Raw genomic sequence first — 26,637 nt, forward strand, 5'->3', positions numbered from 1 at the left:
ACCCCATGCCCGCGATAGCAAGAACCATAATTCTAAACAAGCTTCAGGCAATGGTCGAACAACGCCGCCCGATAATTGGCGGCGGTGCCGGCACCGGACTTTCCGCTAAATCCGAAGAGGCCGGCGGGATCGATCTCATCATCATCTACAATTCAGGACGCTACCGCATGGCCGGGCGTGGGTCTGCGGCCGGGCTACTGGCCTATGGAAATGCCAATGAAATCGTCAAAGAGATGGCGGTTGAAGTTTTGCCGGTGGTCAAAAACACTCCGGTTCTGGCTGGGGTGAACGGCACCGATCCCTTTATCCTGATGCCGCAATTTCTAAACGAGCTGAAATCAATGGGCTTTTCCGGCGTCCAGAACTTTCCAACCATTGGTCTGTTTGACGGCGCCATGCGGCAAAGCTTCGAGGAAACCGGTATGGGATACGGTCTTGAGGTCGATATGATCGCTCAGGCGCATCAGATTGACCTGCTGACAACGCCCTATGTATTCAACCCGGAAGAAGCCGGTGCCATGACACAGGCCGGCGCAGATATCATTGTGGCCCACATGGGGGTCACCACGGGCGGAGCCATTGGCGCCACATCGGCAAAATCACTGGACGATTGTGTTGGTGAGATTGACGCCATTGCCTCCGCGGCCCGTTCAGTTCGCAACGACGTGATTGTCCTATGCCACGGCGGCCCGATTTCAATGCCAGACGATGCCGCTTTCATCCTGCAGAACTGTGATCGCTGCCACGGGTTTTACGGGGCCAGTTCAGCGGAACGGCTGCCAGCCGAGACCGCCATTCGAAAGCAGATCGAGACGTTTAAATCGCTGCAATTCACCCCCAACAATTCCATTTAGGAGGCCCCCGCCATGAGCAATATGGACCGTATATTTGTATATCCCAATGACGTTGATAACTTTGGCTTTGACTGGGGGCGGCTGGCCCTCACAGTTGGGCCCGAGGTGAATGGTGCCAAACATCTTTCTGCGGGTGTTGTGTTTGTGCCGCCAGGTCAGGGGCACACCCGTCACAACCATCCGGGCGCCGAAGAACTCATCTTCATCATCAAAGGGAAGGGTGAACAAATGGTCGAAGACGAGGCAGGCAAGCCGGTCACCCGGCAGGTCGGGCCGGGATGCAGCATATTCATTCCCGAAAGCCGCTTTCACTCCACCCTGAACACCGGCGAAGAGGCGATGGAAATTTTTGTTGTCTATTCCCCGGCCGGACCAGAATTGGCGCTGCGCGAACTCCCCGATTTTCATCTGATCCCAGCCGCTGACCTTTAGGCCCTCACGTATTAATGGAGACAACAATGCACACGCCCCCAGCAGCCACGCCGGACGCCCTGCCCTACAGCTTTGAAAAACTTGACGCATTGATGGAAGCTGCCGGTCTCGACGTGCTGCTCGCCACCTCAAAACACAATGTCCAATATCTGCTGGGTGGCTACAAATTCATTTTTTTCGCAGCCATGGATGCGATCGGCCACAGCCGTTACCTGCCTATTTTCATCTATGTGAGGGGAGACGCTGACAAAACCACCTATGTCGCCAACAAGATGGAGAGTGGCGAGCATGAGAACCACCCGTTCTGGGTCCCCAATTTCCATCCCGTGGCTTGGGGAAGCGTCGATTCCATGCAAATGGCGCTGGCCCATCTGGCCAAGATTGGCATCAGCAAGCCGCGGATTGGCATTGAACCTGCTTTTCTTCCGTCCGACTCTCACGTCGCTCTGACCAGCGCGATACCGGATGCCGCGATTTGCGATGCGACCGGCGTTCTGGAACGTCTGCGCGCCGTCAAATCCGCCGCCGAGCTTGACCTGTTGCGGCAGGCTTCGAACCACATCACCGACGCGATGCAGACGACAATTTTGGGGTCGCATGAGGGTGACACAAAGTTTGATATAATTGAGCGACTGCGCCGGGAAGAAACCAACCGCGGGCTTAATTTCGAGTATTGCCTGTTGACACTTGGCACCAGTCACAACCGCGCCGCCTCCTCCCAAAAATGGGCCAAAGGCGAGATCCTGTCGATCGACTCCGGTGGCAATCTGAAGGGGTATATTGGTGATATCTGCCGTATGGGTGTGCTCGGAGAGCCAGACAACGAATTGAAGGATTTGCTGGAGGAAATCGAAATCGTGCAACAGGCCGCATTCTCCAAAGTTGCCGCCGGAACCTTGGGCAAAGATCTAATTGAACGCGGGCAAAATGTGCTTGCTCAGCAACCAAATGCAGCTTGCACGGATTTTTTTGCGCATGGCATGGGCCTGATCAGCCACGAAGCACCGTTCCTAATGACCAACCATCCAGTGGCCTACGACGGGATCGATGCGGATAATCCTCTGGAGGCTGGGATGGTGCTGTCCATTGAAACAACAATGCTCCACCCAAAACGCGGTTTTCTAAAGCTGGAAGATACTTTGGCAGTGACCACTCATGGCTACGAAATGTTTGGCACTGAAGGCCGGGGATGGAACGTGACAGAATAACGCGAAAAAGGCTGCTGTTAGGCGGAGGCGTAGACCGAGACGGGTTTCTGTCCGGCATGGCTGGGAATTCTCAGCCCGGTTCAGGCGCGGTCTTCATCATCCCGTCCCTGCGTGGATTGCCAATGCAATAATGGTATTCCATTGGGATATACACCCAGGGGTAATTGTCAGGTCCAGTCGCCTCCTGTAGCAGCACCCGGGTCTTGGGATCTTCATTCTTCTGGTTGGCCAAAACGCAGCCTGCGGTGCCTGCTCTAATGATAATATGGACAGTCTCCCCATCAAGAGGCTGCGCCTGCGTCTCAGTCTTTGATGGGGAGTATGGGGTCAGTATTTGATGACAAGTTTGCCGATCATTGCACCAGTCTCGATAATCTTATGCGCCTGCTTCACGACATCTGCTGACAGCCCGTTCAAAACCTGTGTTTGGGTGGTGACCAACTGACCATTGTCAATCATCGCAGCAACTCGCGCCAGAATTTTGCCCTGTTCGGCCATATCAGAAGTCCCAAAAAGAGATCGCGTGAACATCAGTTCCCACATCAAGCCAACCGACTTGCCCTGCAGTTTTGAGATGTCCAGCTTCTCGTCGGTTTCAACGATGGTGCCGATCCGACCCTGCGGCGCGACCAACTCGCACATGGCATCCCAATGCTGGGCAGTATCGGCATATTGAGTGATGTAGTCCACATGTTCATGGCCGGTGGCACGGGTACTGGCGATCAGATCACGGTGGTTCACCACCTCATGGGCTCCCATTTTGCGGCACCAGGCCTCGGTTTCCGGGCGCGAGGCCGTGGCAATCACCGTCAGCCCAGTCAATTGACGCGCCAATTGGGTGGTAATCGACCCGACACCACCAGCCCCGCCGATGACCAGCAGGCTGCCCTCTGCCGCACCCGTGGACACGCAAAGCCGGTCAAACAACATCTCCCAAGCAGTGAGAGAGGTGAGTGGCATGGCAGCTGCCGCTTCTGGTGCAACCGATTTTGGGGCCAAGCTGGCGATGCGTGCGTCGACGCATTGCAGCGTTGCATAAGAGCCCGGACGGTTGGCGTCGCCAGCGTACCAGACCCGGTCGCCCACACTAAACCCGGACACGTCAGCCCCAAGCTCACGGACGATACCAACCGCGTCATAGCCGACCAGAAATGGTTCTGGATGCGGTTGATCAACAGCGGTGCGAAGGCGGCGCTTGGCATCGGCAGGGTTGATTGAAATCGCCTCGATCTCGACCAGCAGATCCTGCGCCAATGGCTGCGGATCAGGCAGATCCACGTCAAACAGGCTTTGCGGGTCGTCGATGGGCAGTGAATGGGTAAAGCCAACAGCTTTCATGTCATATCTTTCTGATTTTGCGGTATTTCCGCATTTGGTTTGGCAGTCATTTGGAAGAAGTCAGACCGCGCGCCGCATTTAGGCGAGCCCAGAACGGGGCCATGGCCGTGGCCAGATCGGTGAAAGCTAAATAGCGTTCCCGATAGTGTTCCGACATCGCAGTGTCCGGTGCGTAGTGCCGGTCTGATGCGGTCATTTGCCCTACTGCACCGTCGTAATCAACGAACAGCCCAGCACCGATACCGGCGGCGATGGCCGCGCCCAATGCCCCAGTTTCCTGCGCCTTGGCGACCGTCACCGGGATGCCCAAAATGTCGGCAAACATCTGTGGCCAAATTGGGCTGCGGGACCCTCCGCCCGACAGAATGGCCCGGTCAAAGCGCACACCGGCTTGCCCCAGTACGTCGATATGGCGTTTGTGCTCAAAGGCCACACCTTCGAACAAGGCCCGCAACAAATGGCCCTCGCCGTGCCACCCAGCTATGCCGTAATAGCCCGCGCGATGGTCAGCACCCTGGCCTGATCCATAAAGATACGGATGGTAAAACGGGTCGTCCGCCGCCGGTGTGACCGAGGCGACCAATGCGTTGCAATGGCCAAAGGGATCGTCATGGTGAATGTCCCGCTCGACCAACTCACGGGCATACCATTCCAGATTGGCCGCCGAGGTCGCACTGGCTTCGATATTGATGAACCGGTCTGCGGCAAAGCCTGCGACCATAAAAACACTCTCGTCACTCACAGGGGCTTCGGACAGTACCTGATTGATGCTCCAGGTGCCAGCAATGATACTGGCCTGGCCGTTTTCGACAACTCCCGAGCCAAGGGCGCTGGCCACAACGTCAAACAAACCACCGACAACCGGGGTTCCGGCTGCAAGCCCCGTTTCTGCCGCCGCCTGTTCGCTGATACCACCCACAACTTCGTCGGGGCGCACCAGATCGGGCAACATGGATTTGGCGTCAGTCAGCCCGTACCGTGCCAAAAGCCCGTCGTCATAGGTCAGATCGGGCATTCTCAGCAGACCGCAGCCGGACATGTCCGACAGATCCGAGACGCGGCGGCCGGTCAGCTGAAAGGTGATGAAATCCTTGCACAGAAAAACCGTACCGATCTGACTGTAAATCTCAGGCTGGTGGCGTTTGACCCAAGCCAGAAGGCTGGGTGTTTGCGACGGCCAGGGTTTTTGCAGGCAGATCGCGTGCAAGGCGCGACCATTTTCCCCGGCGGCCAGTTCCGCCGAAATATCGGCCGCCCGGCTGTCCAGCGATTGCACGGCCAACAGCGGTGCGCCGGCCTTGTCCAGCAAATAGAGCCCATTGCCATGTCCCGCGCAGCCAATGGCAGCGATCTGCTCCGCCGCAATGCCCGCTTTGTCCAGGCAGTCGCGGATCACTGTCGCCGCATTGCGCCACAGCTCACGCAGGCTGCGCTCAACATGGCCAGGTGCCGGGGTTTCAGATTGCCCATCCAGCGCCGAAGTGGCGACCTGCTGACCGTGAAGGTCAAACAGAACCGCCTTGATCACCGTGTTGCCTGCATCCAGTCCCAGAAGATACTTTTGTCGATCAGGCATTTTGATAAATCTCCCAGGCTTCTTCGCCTGACGCCCCCTTGTGGATCATCGCCATCAGCGCGGCGACCACAGCTTTTGGGTTATCATGCTGATAGATGTTGCGGCCATAGACCATGCCCTTGGCCCCTTGGCCGATTAATGCGGCGGATTTGGTCAGCACGGTTTTCAGGTCTTCTTTGCCGCCGCCCCGCACCAGAACCGGCACCCGTGCGGCCTCGACCACGCGGTGAAAGTCCTCGGCATGTTCGGTTGGGTCCGCCTTGATGATGTCAGCCCCCATTTCACTGGCCAGCCGCGTCAATGTGACGATCTTGTCGGCATTGCCGTCGACCTGATAACCACCGCGAACATCATTGGGCAGCATCACCAGCGGTTCGATCATCAGCGGCATACCGTATTTGAGGCAGGCAGCCCGCACCTTTGAGATGTTCTCGACGCATTGGCGGAACAACTCGGGCTCGTCCGGCAACATGAACAGGTTCACCACCACTGCTGCCGCATCCATTTCAAGCGCACCGATGATCGGCTCGTCCGCATTTTGCAGCAGAGACCACATCACCCGGTGGCGCTGATCGTTATAAGGATTGCCCATGTCGATGCGCATCACCAGCGCCGGTTTGTCTTTCTCAGGCCGATCTTGCAGCAGGTCAGCCTGACCATATGCCATCTGGATCGCATCCGGACGGGCATCGACCAGCGTATTCACAACACTGCCCATATCCTCCAGCCCAACCAAAAAGCTGGGCTCGTTGCAGACCCCGTGATCAATGGCGACATCCAGGCAGCCCCCATTGGTGAACATCCGGTTCATCCGGGCCTTGGTGCTGATACGCATTGTCTGTTCCTTCATTTTGATCGGTTTGCCAGCGTTTGCGGACAAACGCCGTGATACTCGCCCAGCTCTGAAATCAGAGAGGCTGTTTCTTTGTTCTGGCGCGCCGCATCCCAACCCAGACATTTGGCGGCAATCGCTGCAACGCGTGAGATAATGTCAGAAGACACCTGCCCCGTGATCGCCAGGCTGGTACGGCGCAGAATAATGTCCGCAAGGTGAACTATGCGCTCCGACCGGATCAGATAGGTAATTTCTGCAACCGAGTATGCGCAATTGGGCACTAAATCGGAGTCCTCTGGGAACTCTTCGCATGCCGTCAGAACCAAGTGCGCATTGCTGCCATAGAGATCCAGCACATGGCGGGCGCGTTTCGGCGATACACCGAACTTGGCGCAGGTCTCGGCAACCCAACTGAGCGTGTCTTCTGGATAGTCCCGACCACCACCGATCGGCATGCTCAACGTGTGGCAAACACGGGACCTGCCAAGCTCATGCAACACATCATCCGTGGTCTGCTCGGCAAAAGCACGGAACGTCGTCCATTTGCCACCGACCATGCAGAACTGCGGAACCGGTCCATCCAGCCTTTTGACAAAATGCCCGCGCGAGATCCGCCCGGTGAATTCCTGATCGCTTTTGGGCAGCGGTCGGATGCCGCTGTAGCTGAAAACGATTTGCGAAGGGGTGACAGAGATATCCGGAAACACACCGCCCAACGACTGCAGGATGTAAGATGTTTCCTCATCCTCGCAGCGTGTTCTACCGGGGGCAGCAACCCGGATATCCGTCGCCCCGACCAGCACGTTCGACAGATAGGGAAATAGGATGCAAACCCGCCCGTCGGAGTTCTCATAGAAAATCATATGCCCGCCCAAAGCATCTCTCAACTCGGGACTATCGATCATCAGGTGCGAGCCTTTGGTGCCCTCAACCATTGGCTTTAAGGCGTCATACTGCCCCGGAAGCTGCGCGGCGGTTACATCCACCCAGGCGCCGGTGGCGTTGACAATGGCCTTGGTAGAAACCGGCCAGATGGCGCCGGATTCAGTGTCTTTCAGAGTCAGTGTCGTATCGTCGTTCGCCGTCAGGCAGACATAATTCAATGCAATAGAATCCGGATTGGCCGCCTCGCTGTCCTCCAGCAATTCAAGGCCCAGCCGCTCGGGATGGCTGATCCAGGCGTCATAATAGGTGGCCGTAAACCGCGTGTCCTTGCGCAGCTGCGGCCATTGCTTGCGTGTTTTGCGAGGTCCCTGGAAATCATGGGTCGGAAGTACACGGCGACGGCGCGTCACCCAGTCATACAGCGTCAGGCCAGCCTTGATCATCAACGCCCCGCGTTCGGCTGGCTGGGTGCGCAAATTCAGGAAATTTGCGACGCTGTTCATGACGCCGGAAAACACTGAGCGGATCGGTACTGTTGTGGGCAGCGGCCGCACCATATGGGGGGCGTTTTGCAATAACGCGTCCCGCTCCTGCAAGGACTCGCGCACCAGTGAGAATTCACCATTTTCCAGATAGCGCAATCCGCCGTGGATCATTCTGGATGGGGCGGCGCTGCAGCCGGAGCAATAATCGTTCTGTTCGACCAGTAATACCCGCAACCCCTGCAGGGAAAGTTCGCGAAATACTCCGATGCCATTGATACCGCCGCCAACGACGATCACGTCGAAGGCACCGTTATCGGCAATTCTGGAAAATCTCTGGTCTCTGTCGTTAGGCATATTTCTACCGTTCACTGACCGGCGTCAGTGCTTTTCCTTGTTAAGATTTGGCGTTGTCTAACCGTCTAGGTTGGTCAGGTGGTTCGCAGCTGCGGTGTTGATTTGTGCGATGTCGTCCTGGCTAAGAGTGATACGGCCGGCATCAGCATTTTCGATGGCTTGCTCCGGATTGCGTGCGCCACACAAAGAGAACGTTATGCCCGGTTGCTGAAGCGTCCAGGCGATAATGATTTGCGCGCTGCTGGCATTATGTGCAGCGCAGATTGGCGCGATTGCATCCATCAGCGCGGTGATCTTCTGGCGATTGGCAAGCGAGAACAACGGATTATCCTTGCGCAGGTCGTCGCCTTCAAATGTGCGGTCCGGGCCGATTTTTCCGGTGAGCAATCCAAGCGCCAGCGACGAATAGCTGAGCACAGAAATTCCGTTGCTTTGACATATCGGCAAGAGGTCAGCCTCAATGACACGGTGCACCATGCTGAACTGTTCCTGAATGCAATCAATCTGTCCGGCAGCAATATAGGCGTTGAGATCCTCTACTGACAGGTTACTGGCACCCGTTGCCCTGATTTTACCCTGAGATTTCAATGCCAGCATGGCCTCGAGCGTTTCATCGATAGGCGTCGTCGGATCCTGCCAATGGGTGATGAAGACATCCAGATGGTCAGTCCCCAACCGCTTCAGGCTTTGCTCGACCTCATAGATAATCGAATCCTTACCCAGATATCGATGGACCGGCTTGTCCTGCTGATCAAAGAAATGATTGCCCTTCTGGCTGTGCCAGACCAACCCGCATTTTGAGACCAGCACCACTTGATCGCGCCGACCCTTCAAGGCTTTGCCAACAATCTCTTCCGAGCGCCCCATGCCGTAGGCCGGTGCGGTGTCGACCAAGGTGATCCCGGCGTCAATCGAGGCTTGTATGGCCGCGACAGAGGCATCCTCGTCGGTGCCACCCCACATCCAGCCGCCAATAGCCCATGTGCCAAGACCGACACCACTGGCCTTGACGCCGGACTTGCCGATTTCCCGTGTTAACATTTCACTGCTCATTTCAGTTCCCTCCACTCAGCGCGTCAAGCACGCCGTTTGCTGTTGCCTCGTCGATGACCAGCGCCTCCAAATGATGTCCCCGCAGCGCCGAACAGATTGGCGCAATCTTGTTTATCCCGGACGCCACGCCCATTGTGAGCGGTACTTTGGCCAGTTCGACCGGGCTCAGCCCGACAAGCCGCGCGTTCAGATCGTAATCACAGACGTTGCCGTCTTCATCCATCAGATGGCCCAGCAACTCGCCGACAGCTCCAACTCGTTTGATTTGATCCTGATCGCCCATGGGCATCGGATGCAGGTCGTAATACGTGGAATCCGCCGTCAGGATCGACCCGACACCGACAATGGCCAGGGTGGCCTGCCGGGCCCGGTCCAGCACCTCGTTGACTGACCGCATGGCCATCAGCATGTCTTTTTGTTCGGCCGTATCGGCAAACAACGGCGCGTGGATCTGATGCGCCCGTCCACCAAGCTTTTCGGCCAGTTGCGTCGCCACATGGTTCACATCGGTATAGTGCTTTCCCTGCACGCAGCCCGTCGCCGGAACCACTTCAATGTCATATGTGCGCTCGGGGTTCAGTCCCTCAACCACCGCGCTCACGCCTTTACCGCCAGTGATGCAGATGGTGTCGCCATCTTTCAGGTTCTTCAAAAGAACATCCGCGGCGGCGCTGCCGACATTTTGCAGCACCACGTCCGGATTGTCCGATACCGTGGGCGCCACCAACACATCGTCGATCTTGGCGCGGTTCTTAATCCGTGTTTCCAGATCGAACAGTGGTTGGAAAGGTGTGCGAATATTGATTTCGACCATGCCCAGAGCACGGCCTTGTTTAATAAGGCGGTTCACTTTGGCCGAGGAGAGGCCCAGCTCTTTGGCGATTTGGGCTTGGAGGCGACCCTCTTCGTAATAAAGGGTGAGAACGCGCGCCATGAGACGCATGCTATGGAAGTCGGTTGCGTTAGTATTCACGAGGCCGTCTCCTTTCGGCTGATGAGGTGGTTCGATGCGGCAGCGGCAAGCAGTGCGGCACCGAGGACCAGTGTCTGGTAATAGGCTGGAATGATAGTCAACATCCCCACCGTCAGCGCCATGATGATCAAGGCGCCAATGAATGATCGCAGAACCCTGCCTTCGCCACCGCTGAACGCGGTGCCGCCGATCAGGACCACGAGAATGGCCGAGAGCTCCATACCATCGCCGGAAAGCGGATCGCCCAGTGACATGAAGCTAGACCGGGCAATGCCTGCAAGCGCCGCAGTCACGCCTACGATCACGTATAGCAACATGACGATCTTACCGGTATTGATCCCGGACAGTTTCGCGGCCGTGGGATTGCCGCCAGTCGCCGCTGCGTATTTGCCGAGCAGGGTGCGATTTTGCGCGATGACAAGGACGAGCGTGACAACGACAGCGACCCAGAAAGCCATAGGCAGACCCAAAAGCGTTCCCTCTCTGCCATAGGAGTTGAACCAACTGGGTATCTTCAGGCCGCCACCGGACTTGATCGCCGACACCCCATCCTGGACCAGCAGCAGCGCCACGCCTTTGAAGAGACTGAGCGTGATCAATGTTGCGATCACCGGCGTGATCTTGAGCCTGACAACCAGCAAACCATTGATCGCCCCTAGCCCGGCCCCAACCACCATGGTGAGGGCGAAGGCCGCGAGAAACGGAACACCGTTGATCGCCAGCATGGCGTAAACGACAGCACTTAAGCCCATCGTGCTCCCGACCGAAAGGTCGATGTACCCCGAGACCATCAGCAGCGTGAAGGCCCCCGCAAGCGTGAGCAGCGGTGCAGACACCCGCAGGACGTTGATGATGTTCCTATGGTTTAGGAAGTTACCGCGCTCAAATAGATCGAACTTGTCGAGGTTTGCCATGCTCAGCAAAACGACGACGGCCACCAGGACGAAGTAGATGTAGTAGCTGCGCAAAAATTGCCCGATGCGGTTATCTCGGGTGGCCGAGGGCTGATCAAGAGTGGAGGATTGTGACATCAAATTCACCGGTTCCTTCGGGCAAGCGCCCAGGTCTGAATAATGATCGCAAGAAACACCGCGATAGCCTTGAGAACGTATTGCCAGTCCGGCGACAGAACCAATCCTGTCGCCGCCGAAGTCACAATTGCGAGAATTATCGCACCGAAGAACATTCCCACCACTGACCCGAAGCCTCCGGCGATGGCAACGCCGCCCAGCAAAGCGATCACCAGTGCATCGAATTCCATTAACGTTCCGCGGTTCGAATATCCGGACTTGAACTCCGAAGCGAGCAGGATCCCCACGACCCCGGCGATGACTGCACTGAACAGATACAGATAGGTTACGTGCTTGGATTTATCGATCCCCGACAAATGGGCTGCGACCGGGTTCGTTCCGATCCAAAAGGTCAATCGGCCGAATATCGTCTTCTTCTCGATGAAGATCGCGATGAGAACCAGCACAGCCATTAAGACCACGGGCAGCTTAAGCGACGTCCCAAACATCGTCATATTCCCGAGCACCCCAAATGCGTCAGGCAGGTTGGTGTTGCGCTGCGACCCTTGTGTCACAACCTGCGCGATGCCCCGTGCAAGCATCATCGTTCCCAGGGTCACGATGATGGACGGAATGCGCAACCGAACAACAAAGAGAGCATTCAAACCACCAATCGCCAGCGCGCCGCCAAGCGCGCATAAGACCGCCAACCAATAAGGCATACCAAGCCCGGTAGACAGCGCGTTATGGCCATCCGTCGATTGGGAGAACCAGACCGCGAGGACACCTGAAAGGGCAAGGATACCGCCGACAGACAAGTCGAAGTTGCCGGACACCAAGAGGAACGTAACCCCGACGCCGAGGGAGATGACGGCCCAATTGTTGGTCACCAAGTTGAGCATGTTGAGAAGCTGGAAGAAATTCGGCACCACTATGGAGGCGATCAGGAACAGCCCGACCGCAACCGACGCAACCAGGAGCGTGATAAAAGCCTCGTCGCTCATACGTTTGCGGCTGTGCACAAGCGTCCTGCCAATTTTTTCCGAAACACTCATTGCAGAAAACCCTCCCGGCCACCGGTCACAACATTGAGGATGTGAGCTGCGTCAACATCCGGCCCATTGATGACCTCAGCTTCAAGAGAACCGTCGAACAGGAGGAAGATGCGATCACAGATCCCAAGCACTTCTTCGAGTTCCGAGGAGAAGACAGCAACCGAGTTGCCCTCGTCTGCCACGCTCCTGATGATGTCGTAGATCTCTGCCTTGGCACCGACATCCACGCCACGGGTCGGCTCGTCCAGCAACAACAAATCGGCATCGGCAAACAGGCACTTTGCGAGCACGACTTTCTGTTGGTTCCCGCCAGACAGTTTCTCTGCATACTTGTCGATCGAATTCGTTGCGATGTTGAGCTTGCCGACATATTCAACAGCGGCTTCCAGCTCAACTGAGGACCGAAATACGCCTCGGTTCGACAGGCGTTGCAAATTCATGACCGGAATATTCTCCCGAATTGTAAGGCTGGTGAACAGGCCCTGTGTCCGGCGCTCTTCGGGAACCAAGGCAATACCCGCAGCAATGGCTTCCTTGGGCGACCGTCCAACCTCCTGCCCCTTGAAGAGGATCGAACCAGAGACCCTGTCAGCTCCGAACAAGGCCCGGGCGATCTCAGTCTTGCCAGCGCCCACGAGACCGTAGAAGCCGACGATTTCACCTTGGTTGATATGGAAAGAAACGTCTTTTAGCAGGGTGTTTGTCAGTCCCTTTGCGATAAGCACGGCGTCATCGGTGACAGTTGTTCGCGGCGTGTAGTCCTGGAACACGCTGCGACCGATCATCATCTCGATCAGTTCGGACCGCCCCGCGACCTCCGACAGCGGCTTGGTAGCAATGTGCTTGCCATCCCGAAGCACTGTAACTGCGTCACCAAGTTTGAATATCTCGTCGAGCTTGTGTGAGATGTAGATCACCGTCACATCCGTTTCGCGCAGGCGTCGGATCACTCCAAAAAGCCGCTCAACCTCTCGCTCAGATAAGGCCGCTGTTGGTTCATCCATAATGATGACATTTGCCCCGGACGACGCTGCGCGCGCAATTTCGATGATCTGCTTTTGCGCGACGCTGAGAGAGGCCACCCTGGCCGACGGGTCGATGGAGGGCTCGATCGCAGCAAGCGTCTGGACCACTCGATCGTCGAGATCTGATTTGACCAGAAACCCAAATCGGCTCTGCTCCATCCCAAGTGTGAGGTTCTCCAGAACGGTAAGTTCGTCAACCACGTGAAGCTCTTGAAAAAGTGTGGCGATGCCACCTGCGCGGGCATCCTGGGTGTTGCTTGGCTCATAGGATGAGCCGCGCACTGTCATCGACCCGGTGGTGGGTTGCAACGCACCTGTCAGCATCTTGACGAGCGTTGATTTCCCAGCTCCGTTTTCGCCTACGAGGCAATGGACTGTGCTGTTTTCAATCGCAAAACTCACGTCGTCGACGGCCCTTACACCGGGATAGTCCTTGGTGAGTCCCTCGACTGAGAGAGCGGGTGATTGCTGCTGGCCTGTCAAACTAGTCTCTCCTTCAACCCGCAGCACATCAACTTGCAGAATTGTTCAACGCCGTCGCTGAATGTGTGAGTTAATCCGATTAGCGGATAGCGGAGGGGATTTACCCCCGTGCAAGTGCCGCTGGCGCTTTTGATACCTGGCGATCGGATTAGGGCTGCGCCCCATTTCAGACTTTGACCGCCAGGTATGAGTTTACGATTACCCGCCGAACTGGGCCGAGAGCCAAACTTTGGCTTCTTCCTGAGGCATCGACCAATAGGAGATAGTGTAAGCCTTGTAGAAGAACTCCTCGGCCGGGTTAGTCGCAGCTGCAACGTCACCGTTCACTACATCCATGATCAGATCAATGCGCCCTTGCGCCGTCTCGACCGGGGGCAGACCCATCGAGATCTTCAGGCTGGAATTCGGATCATAAACCAGGTCGAATTCAACAGTGTCAAAGTCCACACTGGCCACGATCTCGGTCAACGGCTTGCCGTCTTCGAACTTGCCCCGGCCAAGCTGAGAGAGGCCGGCCATGGTGCCAACGGTAAGATCGGAAGACTCGGAATAGATCAGGTTGACTTCTGGCCGTTGCGTCAGCAGGTCAACGATGATCTGCTTTGCCGCTTCCTGTCCGGCACTTGAATCCAATGCGCCAAGGTTCTCGGCATCGGGATCGACAGACAGCACACCCTTAGCAAACGGTTCCGTGCGCCCAGAGTTCACTTCAGTGTGGTTTGGCCACCCAAGCTGAACCATGACGATCGGCGTGTCTGGATGTGCTTCTTTCCAGGCTGTTGCCATCTGTGCGCCCATCTCGAACGAGACACCAGCCTCGTCGCTGCGCGCCGTCGGAATACCAGTGTCCGTGATCGGGCTGAAGAACGACGTCATGACAATACCCTCGTCGAGGGCGTCTCTGACACCGGGCGTGGCTGCTTCGGCGTCCCAGATATGCAGGGTCGCGGCATCGAAGGCACCAGCGGCGATTTGGTCGATGTTCTGAGTCATCACGGCCGAATCTGCCTGGCCATCAAAGATCACAACTTCTGCGCCGTATTTCTCAGCAGCATAACGCTTGGCCTCATCGGCCTGAGCTTGGTGGAACACGTTCGACAGGTTGGACACGAAGAACGCAATCCGCTTTCCATCCTGAGCCAAGGCGCCGCCACTTGCCGCTGCGATCATCGACGAGGCCACAAGGCCCGTTAAGAAAATTCTCTTCCGTATCATCATATTACATCACTCCCTTTTCTGTAGGCCGAGCCGGGCCACATGGCCTGTTGGCCCTTCTTGAACTGCAAACATCCACAATCAGCAGACTTAGAATGTGAAATTTCCTGCAGTGTGTGATAGAACTTTCGCATAAATGAAATAATTGTCAACAAGTGATTTTATTTAACAGCAGCCCTTCATGAACCAGCGAGAGCGTAGCATCGGGTTATGAGGCAACATTTCTGATACTTGTGAGACAGGAACAAATTTGCGGCCAGCATTCCCGCGTTCGGGGGATGGTGAAAGTTATCTCAACACGCGTGACAAAACTGAGAAAATTGATGGCTGCCATTTTACCGTTCGAAAGAATCCGCACTGCCGATGGCGACAAAATGGAAATCATGTGCGAACTTCATTCGCTGTGGAATGTGCCAACGGCCAAGCGGATATGCCACGGCCTACAAGACGAAGAACTGGTCGGATTACAATGCAGCAATGAAGCAGCGCGGGTCGCTAACAATCTGGCTTGATCCCGAGATGAGCTGGAAGCCAGGTCCATCCCTTGCCCGGCCGCAGCTTGCTTGCAAACCATGAGAGGGGGGCAAGCGTGGTCGAAAGCCGTTCTATAGCGATGCGGCGATCCAAACATGTCTGACCATTCCCCTCTCGGTATGGCCCGCCTGCAAGAAGAAGACTTATCCTGCCACGCATCCGGCGATCGTTGATGAGGACCAGTGGGACCGGGTTCAGGAAAAGCTGCAAAAAGCTGCAGGCCGCAAGCGCCCGTCGACCACTGGACTGGATTGACCAGGAACCGAAGCTCGGGATCCGCGTCTGAGCCCAACCCTATTTTGTCACGGCAACTCAACACGTTCCCTGCAAATACCCTGTTACCAGGCAATTCTGCCAAAACGGCACCGTCTCAATCAGGCATCGGAGACCGGCAAAAACCATATGGCTGTCAGCATTGCCCGGGCTTGCATCCGGAATAGCCGCCGCGGACGGTTCTTCAACGTCGTCGAACTGGTGAACAAGCTGGATGCCGAATCCCGGGTAGAACACCAGGGGCGAACCGCCGACCGGATCTATCGCTTGGACATCCGGATCCTCGACGAACTCGGGCCTGCGTAGTTGCGAGAAAACAGCTCCCGTGGCAAACTCTACCCGGTAGATAACTCATTGTTTTCTGACGGGATCCGCACAGCGAGCCCATACGCACCGGATGCAAGATCCGGTACTCTGAATTCCTGTAATGTCACAGCCAATTGGTGTGGTTTTGACGCATTGTTCAGTAGATTTAAATCGATCCGATAACCAAAGGTGGATCGAGCGCAAAGCTGTCTACCAGATCATCATATTTGGAAATCGATGCGGGTTCGAACTTAGGACGAAAGTCAGAGAATTCAGCAGTGTCCGCTACGGTATCAACCTTCGAAGCGATTAGAACATCTTCGTCGACAAGCTTGCCACAGAAACTTTGGATTTCGGCGCGGATGGTCTCCTTGGCAATATCATAGTTGTCCGCAAGAGCGGTCGCCATTTGATCAGCCGTTAGGCCGGCCTCGATCATCGCCCACATAACTTATCCCTAGCCTTCGATTGAATAGTAACATCCACTCTCCAGATTCAGTACGATCAACTCCCCATCGAAGACATTTACTTCGATGCGCGTTTGCCCGATTCTTTATTTTTCCAGCAATCTCATAACCTTATCTCAAAAGAACTCGGCTCCGACAAAGTGATACCTAGCTCTAGCCGACAATTTCGCGATACGTACCGTATTGCGACAAGGTGTCAACCTTTGGCGGCGCCTTCGAAATTGCAGGCGCCACAACCTGTAGTTGCTCCATTGCTTTATATTTTGCACTTGGTCGATCTACTGACAAGCAACTCCCTATGAGGTGCTCATTGTCGCTAGGCGCCTTTCTTACAAATCGAGGTGACGTGTGAGCCTGCTAACTTCCCTTCTATCTAATCAAAACTCCCCCGAAAAAGCTGTAATGTTTGCTAGGATGAAAGTCCGAAAACTGTGTTCTGCGGGGCGTCGGGGAGAGGCTAAAGCAATCATCGAGCAGTTGACATCCCGTCACACAGAAACCGTCGAGACACGTGTTACCAAAGCGGCCCTTTTGGTTGATGCGGGGTATGTAATGGAAAGTGACGCGATTTTCCAGGCGCTGATCGCTGAATATCCACTTCGTGAAGATGTCCGCGAAACATTTGTGCGGATTGCTTTCAGCAGAGGTCACTTGCGCAAGGACTCTGTTGCACAAACAGGCTGATGAACGGAGTTCCCCTTTCCCCAAGCAGGTTTAGCTTGCGGATTTTGTGACAGGGATGCCAATCGCGGTGTAGCCATTCAGGACCGCGATGCGCACCTGAACCTCCGCGACCTGTCGGTCGAAGTCGCGGGCCATGCATTGTCCGGCAATGGTTTGCAAGCAAACCATGAGAGGGAGGCGCTGGCCCAGTAGTTTCATGCAATGCATCCATTGCCCGGCAGGGTTATGCGCAGCATGATCCCGAGAGGGTTTGTCTCGACGCGGCTCTGGCGGTGATAGCCGCTGCAGTCCCGCCAGATCGCCCGGCCCAGATACTTCGATGCGCGGAGCGCGTCGTTCCTGGCGATGGCGCCAGCGGTGCATGGCTTCCACGGCTGGGCAGTCTTGCGTGGCGGAATGACTGCGGCCGCACCGCGGTCAGCAATGGCGTTGTGACATCTGCGCGTGTCGTATGCGCCAAACGCGCCGTTTGGGGCCACGCGCTGCCCGGCAACACATGCCTGCATGCGTGAGAGGGGCTGGCGTGCATTCCACTCGCCTTCACCCTCGACCTTGATGCCCGTACTGTCCACTGCCCGGCAGGGCATCGCAACGCGATGTCCCGAGAGGGGATCAGGAGATGCAGCGGCCCCTTTGAACCGCAATACCGGATGTTCACCGCAAGTGTCTTTCGACGTCGGGACAAGGTGCTGAAGTCAGGCACTACCCAATCAAGTCCCGTCAGCAGCCAGAGGCTTTCGACAAAGCCTGTGGTCTGGCGAAGCGCCATCCCGAACAGCACTTTCATCCCCTCTCGGGATATTGCGCCACAATACCCTGCCGGGCAGCGGTCAAACAGGTCTGGATGGCGGCGTCGCTGAATATCCGCGATCGGCCCCTCTTGCCGCAAGGTTTGGCATCCCAGTTCATGTCCGGATCGAACCAGATCGTAAGCGACCCGCGACGCCTCAGCGCCTCATTATAGGCAGTCCGGTTCGTGGTCTTGTAGGTGGGCGATGTCGGTTTGCTCAGGCCCGTCAGCTACCACTCTGGATTCACAACATGAATCCCCCACCAGATTTGTGCAACAGAGCCGTTTGTTGCAGTAAATGCTATTAAAGGATCGGCATCAAACCGCGACAGGTCCAAATTGCCCGTACTCAGGTCGCCCGTACTCAAATCCGGTGGGCGACTGCTGTGCCAATGGAGCGGCGTAACTTATACCGTTGAAGTAACTGATACCGGGTTTGTCTGGAACGGAGCGCGCGACCGCTCGCTCTCGGCGATTGCCCGCGCCATCATCGGCGCACACTGGTCTGGGCCCCGCTTATTCGGGCGCAAAGGAAAGACTCTACGATGAGAATCCCCCATATGCGCTGCGCGATCTACACCCGCAAATCCTCGGGACATGGGCTTGATCAGAACTGCAATTCCTTGGATGCTCAGTATGAAGCCTGCACCGCCGACATCGCCAGCCAGCGCCGGAAAGGGCTGGAAACTGCTGGCTGAGCGCTATGACGACGGTGGCATCTTTGGCGGTCTGCAAGAAGAAAGGCCTCTGGATGGGCGGTGTCCCTCCCGTCGGATTTGATCCCCAGCGCTCTCAACTCCGACTTCTTTGCTATTAGTGCCCTCTTCACTTGCCGCCGCTGGGGCGTAGAGATGATGATCATCGCAGGCGAGACCAAGCCCGCTCCTGACGCAGCAATGATCCGCGCTCTGCACAACGCTCATCTCTGGACTGCTGATCTGCGCAAACGGTGTTGTCAGGTCCATTCGAACGGGTCTCAGCAAGGACAACATGACTGTTCTTTATGCCGAACAAAGCTGGCGCCGCTCGGCGAGATCGGCGGCGTGGTTGCGCTTGAAATTGGCGCGTGAGTAAAGCTGGCGTTCCACCCCGGCAGGGAATTCATGCCCCGATTGTTAAACCACCGGCCAGTTTCCTGCTTCTGTGCATTGCCGATGACCTTCCTGGCAGCGCTTAGGATCGAAGTTTATCCGTCACCATGACATGCAGACCCCACAGCGATTAATGATTTTTCGTAGGGGTTTCAACACCGCCTTGCGGTCCCGGCGTTTGGTGACAAAGGTTTCCAACACCTCAGCATGGTGATCCGCAGCACGCCAAGGGCTTGCGTCCCGCCGTTGATCTTCAAAAAAACCTCATCCAGGTGCCATTGCCCATTGGACTGGGCGCGCCTCTGCCGAATAGGTTTTCTGCGGATCTGCGCGGCGCACAACGTGCCCACCCAATGTCACCAGAAACGGATCGTCTGGTGACTGATATCAATCCCTCGCTCCTGCAACAGGTCCTCGGCATTTCGGAGGGAAAGCGGCAACCGAACGTGCATCGTCACCGCAAGCCGGATGATATCGGGGCGAGTTCGGAATAACTAAAAAGGGGCGCAGGATACCTCCTGCGCCCCTAATTTGCTCGGACCCATGTGCCGGATTTAGCGGGCAGGCAGCGGCATCCAGTCGGGAACCGACACGTCCGCATGGGCGAACTGAGGCAGCTTTGCCGAAAGATCCGCCATGTTTTTGATGTCGCCATCCATCAGCATTTGCTGGGTGATCAGCGTCGGCGGCACGATGACGTTGTGACCGACCTCTTCGCCCGCCAACAGCATGGCCAGGGTACGCACTGAAACTTCGCCAACCACTGCCGGGTTTGTCGCTGCGGTTGCAGCCCAGGCGCTGTTTTCTTCCAGCATTGCCGAGATGTCAGCCGTGGACACATCTGCCGAATAGATTTTGATCTGATCGCTCAGACCTGCTTCGTCGACCGCGATTTTCACGCCCTTGGCGAATTCATCGTAGGGCGCGAACATCACCGTGATGTCCGGGTTTGCCTGCAACACAGACCGGGCCTGATTGGCAACAGAGTTGGCAATTGGGTTGTCGAGCGTACCAAAGACAGCCGCTTCGTCGATGCCAGCATATTTTTCACGGAAGATCTTCCAGGTCTCGTCGCGGCGGTCCAGCGGCGCGATACCGGGCACATAGACATATCCGGCTTTCCAGGCTTCACCATTGTCGATGATCGCCTGTTCCAGCGCCAGACGGGCCAGATCACGGTCAGATTGCTCGACCTGCGGCACCGCCGGGTTTTCGACGTTCACATCAAATGCCACGACCTTGATGCCCGCGTCCAGAGCCCGCTGAACAGCGTCTTGCATGGCTTCCGTCAGACCGTGCTGCACGATGATTCCGTCGACGCCCAGAGCGATAGCCTGGTCCACCATGTCGGCCTGAAGTGCTGCATCCTGGCGGCTATCGAAAATGCGGAGATCGACGCCAATGGCAGCGGCCTGGCTCTCGACACCTGACAAATAGGCCTGAAAGAAATCGCCGGTGGACAGGTAACGCACCAGAGCGATTTTAACGTCGCCAGCGTTGTCAAACGGCGCCGGCATCTCACCCGCCAGTGCAGGCGACAGCCCGGCGGCCAGTGCCATTGCGCTGCTCGCCAACTTCATAAATATCCGACGTGAAAAGTCCATTCTTAGTCTCCCTTTTGGTGTTTTTGTGAGCGGCCCTAATGAGCCCCTCCGCGCTTTGACAGTGCGAAGGTAAAGACAAGTGCCACGACCAGAACCGCGCCCTTGACGAAATCTTGTGTGTAGTAAGGCGCGTTCATCATCGTCAGCCCCTGCAACAGAATGCCAATGAACAGGGCGCCGATAATTGTGCCAAATGCGTTGGGCTTTGCCGCGCCCAGAACCGCAAACCCGATCAGCGCCGCCGCAACCGAATCCAGCAACAGATTGTTGCCCGAGGCGATATCACCACGCCCCAACCGGGCGGCCAGCAGGATGCCGCCAACAGAGGCCAGCACTCCGGAGATCATATAGGCAAGGATCTTGTACCGGTTGACATTGGCCCCAGCCAGGCTGGCGGCGCGTTGGTTTGAGCCGATGGCATACATAATGCGCCCATGCCGGGTCAGCTCCATGAAGCCCCAGACCAGAAAACCGACCACCAGCAAGACGATCACCGAGACCGGAATGAGATTGTCGATGAAGAAATCAAACCGGTGACGACCCAGCGCCAGAAAGGCCTTTGAGAATATCCCCTCGGCCACCCGCCCGTCAGGCAGGGTCATTCCAGTGGCGATCGAACGCCCCTGTGTCGGGATCCGCTGCAACCCGACCAGAAGGAACATCATGCCCAGGGTTGCCAGCAGGTCAGGCACCCGCATCTTGACGATGAGAAGCCCGTTGATCAGCCCGACAATTGCCCCCATAGCAAGACAAGCCGCAACCGCAGCAAAGGCGCTCATCTCCCAGACCACCAGAACATAAGACGATAACATCAGCGATGTGGTGGCCACCGAGCCGATGGACAGGTCAAACCCGTCAACCACCAGGGTCACGGTGACGCCAAGGGCCAGAATGCCGGTGATGGCCACCGACTGAAAGATGAACACGGCACTATAGGGGCCCGCGAAACCTTCGGCAAAAATGCTGAAGAACAGCACCAACCCAAGGGTCAGCGCAATAAAGCCGTACCGGATTGCGAATTCGGTCGCTGTAAGCTTGGATTTGACGCGACGTTCGGTATTGGGCAGCGTATCGTTTGAGGCTTCAGATTGCATATTCGGTCTTATCCGTTGTTTCGCTTTGCTGCCCGGCGACCTGTGTCAGCACAGCCCCCAGATCAATGTCTTCGTTTCGGTGATCGCCAACGATCGTATGATCGGCCATCACGATAATTCGGTCGGCAATTTCCAGGGCTTCGTCCATTTCAGCCACCAGCACGACAGTGGCCCGTCCACCGGCGGTTTCCCGAATTTTGTGGCCAATGTCTCTGCGGGCTTTGATGTCCACCCCCTGAAAAGGCTCATCAAGCACCAGAAGATTCGAGGCTTCGGACAGCCAGCGTCCGACCATGACTTTTTGTTGATTGCCACCGGACAGTCTGCCGATCTCATCGCCATCACTTTGGCAGACGATTCCCAAATCGGTAATCGTCTTGCCTGCCGTTGCCCGTTCGCTGCGCCGTTTCAGAAAGGAAAAGGCTGAATGCCGGGCCAAAAAGGGAATAGTGATGTTCCGGGTGATGTCGAAATCCTGCACCACCGCATTACTGGCCCGGTCCTTGGGGCACAGGAACACCCCTGCATTTATGGCTTGGCGCTGTGAGGCGGGATGATAGGGCTTGCCCAGCAAGCTCATCCTGCCGGTCACTGGCTGTCCTAGACCGAACAGAATATCTGCGAAATCGGTCTTACCGCTGCCCACAAGACCGGTGATGGCCACCACCTCGTTGGCGTGCAGGTCAAGCGAGAAAGGCTTTGAACCGGGGCGCAGAGAAATATCGCTCAATCGCATCACCGGCGCGCCGACCTTGGGAATATCAATATCCACATCGGTCATCGCATGGCCCAGCATGGCCTTCACGGCCCCCTCATAGTTCAGGGGGGATGTCTCGAACACGCCCGAGATTTTACCGTCTCGCATGCTGACAATACGGTCGGCAATGCGGCGGATATCGGACATGCGGTGCGAAATATAAAGGATGGCCGCGCCAGCGTCGCGCAAGCGGTCCAGCAAGCTGAACAACCGCCGGGCCTCGACTGCGGACAGCGACGACGTTGGCTCGTCGAGAATGAGCAGTTTGGGCCTATGGGCCATGGCCCGGGCAATCGCCACCAGTTGCCGGTCCGCCAGGCCCAGTTCGCTGACGGATTGGGTCACGTCAACGTTCAGTTCCATGGCGGCGGCGATTTTACGAGCCTCGGCGCGATGTTTACGCTTGTTCAGGAAGAACCCAGCGCCAGGTGCGGTCAGATGATCGAGCATCAGGTTGGACGCGATATCCAGGTCGAGGATCACCCCATCATTGATACTTTGGTGGACGGTCACCACTCCGGCGCGAATGGCCTCCGAGGGGCTGGACGGGCTGAACGGCTCACCGTCAAGCGTGATTGTGCCGGAGTTTGCGCTGTGAACGCCGCATAAGATTTTGACAAGCGTCGATTTCCCGGCGCCATTGGCCCCCATCAAAACCGTAACCTGCCCGGGGCTCAGCGTCAGATCAATGCCCCGCAAGACATCGTTGGCACCAAAGGCCTTGGTGATCCCCGTAAGCTCCACAGCTTTATTCTGCACCGGCTTTCCTCCCTGATGAGCGAGCCTAATGTCCCATTCTGTCATATGTCAACAACTATTGACTTTTGCTCGACGCTCGAGAAGATTGGCATCAACACGACGCCAAGTGACCGTTGCAAGGGGGCAAAATGAACAATATTGATCCGGATTACCAACCTTTGACCACCGACACGCTGGCGGCGCGGCTTGGGCCAATCAAAGCCCTGACTGACCTGTTGGGCTCGGATACATCCAACTGGAACTCCAAGGAGGTTGGCGATGGCAACCTGAACCTGGTTTTCATCGTCCAAAGCGACCAGGGCAGCGTCATCGTCAAGCAGGCGCTGCCCTATGTGCGCCTAGTGGGTGACAGTTGGCCGCTGCCGCTGAAACGCTCGTTCTTTGAGTATCACGCGCTTATCAGACAGGCGAAACGCGCGCCCGGCACGGTGCCAGAAATCTACTATTTCAATGAGATCCAAGCCATCATTGTGATGGAATTTTTCACCCCTCACGTCATCCTGCGGCAGAGCCTGATGGCAGGCAAGACACATGACGGGCTGGCCGATACCCTGGGCCTGTACTGCGCCCGCACTTTATTCCGCGGCTCGGACCTGAGCATGGACACCGCCAAACGCAAAGCAGACGTGGCCCTGTTCGCCGAAAGCGTGGAGCTCTGCGACATCACCGAAACACTGGTGTTTTCCGATCCGTATTTTGACGCGGAACGGAACCATCACACGCCACAGCTGGATGCCCTTGTGGCGACACTGCGCAACGACGTGGATCTGAAAGTCGAAGCGCATCATCTGAAAGCAAAGTTCTGCAACAACGCGGAAACCATGCTGCACGGCGATCTGCACACCGGCTCGGTCATGGTCAGCGACACCGAGACCAAGGTGATCGACCCTGAGTTCGCACTTTATGGGCCTATGGGCTTTGATATCGGGATGCTGTTGGGCAATTTCTGGATGGCCTACTTCGCTCAGCCCGGACACGCCGAGGCACCCGGCACGCGGGCAGACTACCAGGACTGGATTCTCGGCGTCGTGGACAGAATATGGACCGTATTCACCAGCGAATTCTCGCGTCTGTGGCGCGAGGAACGGACCGGGATTCTCTACGAGAAAACACTGTTTGAGGATCAGGGGCACGCGCTGGCCAGTGAACAGGCGCTAGCCCATCGGCTGAACGACATCTGGCAGGACACCTTGGGCTTTGCCGGTGTGGAAATTATACGGCGCACCTTGAGTCTGGCCCATATCGCCGAAAACGAAACTATCAAAAATGATGAATTACGAGCGGATTGCGAGGCGCGCGGGCTGAAACTTGGCCGGGCGCTTGTAGTGAACCGGGCCCGGATGAATTGCATGGCCTCGGTGACGGATCTGGCTCGGGTAATTGCTGTGGAGGCAAAAGAATGAAAGTTGGCGCTAAGCACTATCGCTCAATCTGGTATGACTATGCAGAGCAGGTGGTGAAAATTATTGACCAGCGCTGGCTGCCCCATGAATTCCGCGTCGTCGATCTGAAAAGCCGCGATGATTTTGCCGTCGCCATCCGGGATATGTGGGTGCGCGGTGCCCCACTGATCGGCGCCACCGCAGCGTTTGCGGTGGCCGAGGAAATGAAACGCGACGCCTCTGACGCCTCGCTGGATGAAACATGGGAAGTTTTGCATGAAACCCGCCCAACCGCCATCAACCTGCGTTGGGCGCTGAACGTAATGCGCGACCGGCTTAGGGATGTGCCTGAGTCTGAACGCGCAGCAACAGCCCAGGCGCTCGCCCAGCAAATCTGCGACGAGGACGTCGAGTGTAACCGTCAGATCGGGCTGCACGGGCTGGAAATCATCAAGAAAATCGCCAGCACCAAAAAACCGGGCGAAGTGGTGAATATCCTGACCCATTGCAATGCTGGCTGGCTGGCAACTGTGGATTGGGGCACTGCCACCTCGCCGATGTACCACGCGGCCGAGGCAGGCATTCCGGTGCATATCTGGGTGGATGAAACCCGGCCCCGCAATCAGGGCGCGCAATTGACCGCCTGGGAGATGGACAGCCACGGCATGTCGCACAGGCTGATCGTCGACAATGCCGGCGGACATCTGATGCAGCACGGTGACGTTGACATGGTGATTGTCGGCACCGATCGCACCACTTCGCACGGCGATGTCTGCAACAAGATCGGCACCTATCTGAAAGCGCTGGCCGCACGGGACAACAATATCCCGTTTTATGTGGCCCTGCCCTCACCGACCATTGACTGGACCCTTAAGGACGGCGTCGCGGAAATTCCGATTGAGGAACGCGACGGCGATGAGGTGACCAAGGTCTGGGGCAAAATGGAGGACGGACGTGTCGGCCAGGTGCAGATCAGCCCGGACGGAACCGCCGGCGGCAACCCGGCCTTTGATGTGACCCCGGCCCGTCTGGTGACCGGGTTGATCACCGAACGCGGCGTCTGCGAGGCCTCAGCCGAAGGGTTGGCCGCATTGTTCCCCGAGCAGGTTCTGGATTAACCTGCAGCCTCTAACATCAGTCGGGCGGTTTCGTTGCTTGTGACAACATGAGTAACGCAGCCGCCCGCGATGGCCGATAGCATCGGTACAACTTTGGTGTTCCCCTCAGAGACCAGCAAGCCGACCTCTAGCCCTTGCAGGTTATCAAGGGTAATGCCGATCATCCGGTCGTCCAGTGCGCCCGGAATGGCCTGACCTTCGGCGTCAATGAACCGCCCGCATAACACCCCTGTCGCACCCTGTTTGACATACCAGTCCAGATCAGCACGGCTGGCCAGACCACTGCTGACAATGTGACTGTCCGGATCACAGGATCCTGCGGCAAATAGGGCTTTGTTGCAGTGGCTCAAGGCATCCAATTGGCGGCGAATGATCGGCTCGTCGCGCAGTCGCGCCGCCAGGTCCGGATCACTAAGCACCGCCGGCGCATGCAGGTTGATGCATTTTGCCCCTAGGTTCTGCGCCATATGGGCGGAACAGATCTCGGCGGTGAACCCATAGGGCGTCGCCATCGACCCGACCAGTTGCGACACCGTGACATCGCTAATCTTGGTCTGCTCAATAGCCTCTGCGATTTCAAAAATCGTCCGCCCCCAGGCAACACCCAGCCGATCACCGGGCGCCAGCAGGCTGGGCAGCCAATCAGCGGCGCCGCGCGCCACCCGCATCAGCGCCTCTTCCTCGGTGCCCTTGCCACGGGGCAGGACAAACGCCGCCTGAAGTCCGAATTTTTCTCGCAGATCCTGGGCCAACTGATGGCTGGTGAACACCTCCGGCGCCAGACTGATACGGATATACCCCCGCTCGCGGGCCTCTTGCAGGTAATTGACCACCGTTGCCCGCGAAACCTGCAACAATTTGGCGATCTCGGTCTGGTTCAGCCCGTCATGGTAATACATCCAGGCAGCTTCGATCACGATGCTCTCACCGCTCACCTGCCCGGCTGTCCGTCTGCGCAATGATGTCGCCATGAAACCCCTCCTTTTAGATATTTGAC

General features: G+C 56.8%; 26 protein-coding genes and 5 pseudogenes. 13 read left to right on the forward strand and 18 right to left on the reverse strand.

Features of this window, described 5'->3' with window-relative positions; all coding sequences use genetic code 11:
* The first annotated feature begins 5 nt into the window (after window positions 1-5).
* From QPJ95_RS01985 to QPJ95_RS01995, 3 genes are read left to right on the forward strand one after another with little or no spacing between them, the layout of a single operon-like run.
* Window positions 6-854, forward strand: coding sequence for a phosphoenolpyruvate hydrolase family protein (locus QPJ95_RS01985; protein ID WP_270920212.1), 849 nt, complete (start codon window positions 6-8; stop codon window positions 852-854).
* A gap of 12 nt (window positions 855-866) precedes the next feature.
* On the forward strand, window positions 867-1,286 hold the full coding sequence (locus tag QPJ95_RS01990) for a cupin domain-containing protein (protein ID WP_270920211.1): 420 nt from the start codon (window positions 867-869) through the stop codon (window positions 1,284-1,286).
* A gap of 14 nt (window positions 1,287-1,300) precedes the next feature.
* Entirely contained in the window at window positions 1,301-2,494 is a 1,194-nt protein-coding gene (locus QPJ95_RS01995) for a M24 family metallopeptidase (RefSeq protein ID WP_270920210.1), read from the forward strand.
* 73 nt (window positions 2,495-2,567) lie between these two features.
* On the opposite strand, the pseudogene QPJ95_RS24410 reads toward QPJ95_RS01995, so the two are convergent.
* The 11 genes and pseudogenes from QPJ95_RS24410 to QPJ95_RS02050 form a co-directional block, all read right to left on the reverse strand.
* A pseudogene (locus tag QPJ95_RS24410) lies at window positions 2,568-2,759 on the reverse strand (choline dehydrogenase); the annotation flags it as partial.
* Window positions 2,760-2,821: 62 nt separating this feature from the next.
* Window positions 2,822-3,832 (reverse strand): zinc-binding alcohol dehydrogenase family protein, encoded by a 1,011-nt coding sequence (locus tag QPJ95_RS02005; protein ID WP_270920209.1) that lies wholly within the window; start codon window positions 3,830-3,832, stop codon window positions 2,822-2,824.
* Between the two features lie 46 nt (window positions 3,833-3,878).
* The gene (locus tag QPJ95_RS02010; protein ID WP_270920208.1) at window positions 3,879-5,408 is read right to left on the reverse strand and encodes an FGGY-family carbohydrate kinase; all 1,530 of its coding nucleotides are present in this window, start codon (window positions 5,406-5,408) and stop codon (window positions 3,879-3,881) included.
* Window positions 5,401-6,243, reverse strand: coding sequence for a class I fructose-bisphosphate aldolase (locus QPJ95_RS02015; protein WP_270920207.1), 843 nt, complete (start codon window positions 6,241-6,243; stop codon window positions 5,401-5,403). Before QPJ95_RS02015 ends, QPJ95_RS02010 begins: the two co-directional genes overlap by 8 nt.
* Window positions 6,244-6,254: 11 nt before the next feature.
* Window positions 6,255-7,967, reverse strand: a complete 1,713-nt coding sequence (locus tag QPJ95_RS02020; RefSeq protein ID WP_270920206.1) for a glycerol-3-phosphate dehydrogenase/oxidase — start codon at window positions 7,965-7,967, stop codon at window positions 6,255-6,257.
* A 57-nt stretch (window positions 7,968-8,024) separates the two neighbouring features.
* Window positions 8,025-9,008: an aldo/keto reductase gene (locus QPJ95_RS02025; RefSeq protein WP_286018232.1), complete on the reverse strand. Its 984-nt coding sequence runs from the start codon at window positions 9,006-9,008 to the stop codon at window positions 8,025-8,027.
* A 13-nt stretch (window positions 9,009-9,021) separates the two neighbouring features.
* Window positions 9,022-9,993, reverse strand: a complete 972-nt coding sequence (locus QPJ95_RS02030; protein WP_286018233.1) for a sugar-binding transcriptional regulator — start codon at window positions 9,991-9,993, stop codon at window positions 9,022-9,024.
* Entirely contained in the window at window positions 9,990-11,024 is a 1,035-nt protein-coding gene (locus QPJ95_RS02035; RefSeq protein WP_270920203.1) for an ABC transporter permease, read from the reverse strand. The genes QPJ95_RS02030 and QPJ95_RS02035 overlap by 4 nt, the downstream gene beginning before the upstream one ends.
* Window positions 11,025-11,029: 5 nt before the next feature.
* On the reverse strand, window positions 11,030-12,058 hold the full coding sequence (locus QPJ95_RS02040) for an ABC transporter permease (protein WP_270920202.1): 1,029 nt from the start codon (window positions 12,056-12,058) through the stop codon (window positions 11,030-11,032).
* Complete coding sequence (locus QPJ95_RS02045) at window positions 12,055-13,566, reverse strand: sugar ABC transporter ATP-binding protein (protein ID WP_270920201.1); 1,512 nt, start codon at window positions 13,564-13,566, stop codon at window positions 12,055-12,057. The genes QPJ95_RS02040 and QPJ95_RS02045 overlap by 4 nt, the downstream gene beginning before the upstream one ends.
* Before the next feature lie 198 nt (window positions 13,567-13,764).
* The gene (locus QPJ95_RS02050) at window positions 13,765-14,736 is read right to left on the reverse strand and encodes a sugar ABC transporter substrate-binding protein (protein ID WP_270920200.1); all 972 of its coding nucleotides are present in this window, start codon (window positions 14,734-14,736) and stop codon (window positions 13,765-13,767) included.
* A 368-nt stretch (window positions 14,737-15,104) separates the two neighbouring features.
* On the opposite strand from QPJ95_RS02050, the gene QPJ95_RS02055 reads away from it, so the two are divergent.
* The 4 genes and pseudogenes from QPJ95_RS02055 to QPJ95_RS02065 form a co-directional block, all read left to right on the forward strand.
* Window positions 15,105-15,293 (forward strand): hypothetical protein, encoded by a 189-nt coding sequence (locus QPJ95_RS02055; protein ID WP_270920258.1) that lies wholly within the window; start codon window positions 15,105-15,107, stop codon window positions 15,291-15,293.
* Window positions 15,259-15,459, forward strand: a pseudogene (locus tag QPJ95_RS02060) (transposase); the annotation flags it as partial. The gene QPJ95_RS02055 and the pseudogene QPJ95_RS02060, both read left to right, overlap by 35 nt.
* Window positions 15,460-15,480: 21 nt before the next feature.
* Window positions 15,481-15,570 (forward strand): hypothetical protein, encoded by a 90-nt coding sequence (locus QPJ95_RS24120; protein ID WP_390923754.1) that lies wholly within the window; start codon window positions 15,481-15,483, stop codon window positions 15,568-15,570.
* A 132-nt stretch (window positions 15,571-15,702) separates the two neighbouring features.
* Window positions 15,703-15,885, forward strand: a pseudogene (locus tag QPJ95_RS02065) (ATP-binding protein); the annotation flags it as partial.
* 175 nt (window positions 15,886-16,060) lie between these two features.
* Here the strand turns inward: QPJ95_RS02065 and QPJ95_RS02070 are convergent.
* Window positions 16,061-16,342: a PqqD family protein gene (locus QPJ95_RS02070; RefSeq protein WP_270920199.1), complete on the reverse strand. Its 282-nt coding sequence runs from the start codon at window positions 16,340-16,342 to the stop codon at window positions 16,061-16,063.
* 367 nt (window positions 16,343-16,709) lie between these two features.
* Between QPJ95_RS02070 and QPJ95_RS02075 the strand changes: the two genes are divergently transcribed.
* Window positions 16,710-17,045 carry a hypothetical protein gene (locus QPJ95_RS02075; protein WP_270920198.1) on the forward strand — a complete coding sequence of 112 codons (336 nt, stop codon included), beginning with the start codon at window positions 16,710-16,712 and terminating at the stop codon, window positions 17,043-17,045.
* 30 nt (window positions 17,046-17,075) lie between these two features.
* Here the strand turns inward: QPJ95_RS02075 and QPJ95_RS02080 are convergent.
* Window positions 17,076-18,056 (reverse strand): annotated as a pseudogene (locus QPJ95_RS02080) (transposase).
* A gap of 118 nt (window positions 18,057-18,174) precedes the next feature.
* Between QPJ95_RS02080 and QPJ95_RS02085 the strand changes: the two are divergent.
* From QPJ95_RS02085 to QPJ95_RS02095, 3 genes are all read left to right on the forward strand, one after another.
* Window positions 18,175-18,384: a DUF2924 domain-containing protein gene (locus QPJ95_RS02085; RefSeq protein ID WP_270920658.1), complete on the forward strand. Its 210-nt coding sequence runs from the start codon at window positions 18,175-18,177 to the stop codon at window positions 18,382-18,384.
* The gene (locus QPJ95_RS02090) at window positions 18,381-18,533 is read left to right on the forward strand and encodes a hypothetical protein (protein WP_449301431.1); all 153 of its coding nucleotides are present in this window, start codon (window positions 18,381-18,383) and stop codon (window positions 18,531-18,533) included. The genes QPJ95_RS02085 and QPJ95_RS02090 overlap by 4 nt, the downstream gene beginning before the upstream one ends.
* A gap of 153 nt (window positions 18,534-18,686) precedes the next feature.
* Window positions 18,687-18,905 carry a hypothetical protein gene (locus QPJ95_RS02095; RefSeq protein ID WP_270920681.1) on the forward strand — a complete coding sequence of 73 codons (219 nt, stop codon included), beginning with the start codon at window positions 18,687-18,689 and terminating at the stop codon, window positions 18,903-18,905.
* Here the strand turns inward: QPJ95_RS02095 and QPJ95_RS02100 are convergent.
* The 4 genes and pseudogenes from QPJ95_RS02100 to QPJ95_RS02115 all read right to left on the reverse strand — a co-directional run bounded on the left by QPJ95_RS02100 (window position 18,837) and on the right by QPJ95_RS02115 (window position 23,140).
* Window positions 18,837-19,399: pseudogene (locus QPJ95_RS02100) on the reverse strand (IS6 family transposase). The gene QPJ95_RS02095 and the pseudogene QPJ95_RS02100 sit on opposite strands and share 69 nt — an antisense overlap.
* Window positions 19,400-19,480: 81 nt before the next feature.
* Window positions 19,481-20,530, reverse strand: a complete 1,050-nt coding sequence (locus QPJ95_RS02105) for a substrate-binding domain-containing protein (RefSeq protein WP_270920659.1) — start codon at window positions 20,528-20,530, stop codon at window positions 19,481-19,483.
* A 35-nt stretch (window positions 20,531-20,565) separates the two neighbouring features.
* Window positions 20,566-21,624, reverse strand: coding sequence for an ABC transporter permease (locus tag QPJ95_RS02110; protein ID WP_270920660.1), 1,059 nt, complete (start codon window positions 21,622-21,624; stop codon window positions 20,566-20,568).
* Complete coding sequence (locus QPJ95_RS02115) at window positions 21,614-23,140, reverse strand: sugar ABC transporter ATP-binding protein (RefSeq protein ID WP_270920661.1); 1,527 nt, start codon at window positions 23,138-23,140, stop codon at window positions 21,614-21,616. The genes QPJ95_RS02110 and QPJ95_RS02115 overlap by 11 nt, the downstream gene beginning before the upstream one ends.
* A gap of 128 nt (window positions 23,141-23,268) precedes the next feature.
* Here QPJ95_RS02115 and mtnK point away from each other — a divergent pair, with 128 nt between their 5' ends.
* Window positions 23,269-24,543 carry an S-methyl-5-thioribose kinase gene (mtnK, locus tag QPJ95_RS02120; protein WP_270920662.1) on the forward strand — a complete coding sequence of 425 codons (1,275 nt, stop codon included), beginning with the start codon at window positions 23,269-23,271 and terminating at the stop codon, window positions 24,541-24,543.
* Window positions 24,540-25,640, forward strand: a complete 1,101-nt coding sequence (mtnA, locus tag QPJ95_RS02125) for an S-methyl-5-thioribose-1-phosphate isomerase (RefSeq protein ID WP_270920663.1) — start codon at window positions 24,540-24,542, stop codon at window positions 25,638-25,640. The genes mtnK and mtnA overlap by 4 nt, the downstream gene beginning before the upstream one ends.
* On the opposite strand, the gene QPJ95_RS02130 is transcribed toward mtnA, so the two are convergent.
* Complete coding sequence (locus tag QPJ95_RS02130) at window positions 25,637-26,611, reverse strand: sugar-binding transcriptional regulator (protein ID WP_270920664.1); 975 nt, start codon at window positions 26,609-26,611, stop codon at window positions 25,637-25,639. The genes mtnA and QPJ95_RS02130 overlap by 4 nt on opposite strands.
* Window positions 26,612-26,637: the final 26 nt, after the last annotated feature.

Source organism: Parasedimentitalea psychrophila (assembly GCF_030285785.1).
Lineage (GTDB): Bacteria > Pseudomonadota > Alphaproteobacteria > Rhodobacterales > Rhodobacteraceae > Parasedimentitalea > Parasedimentitalea psychrophila.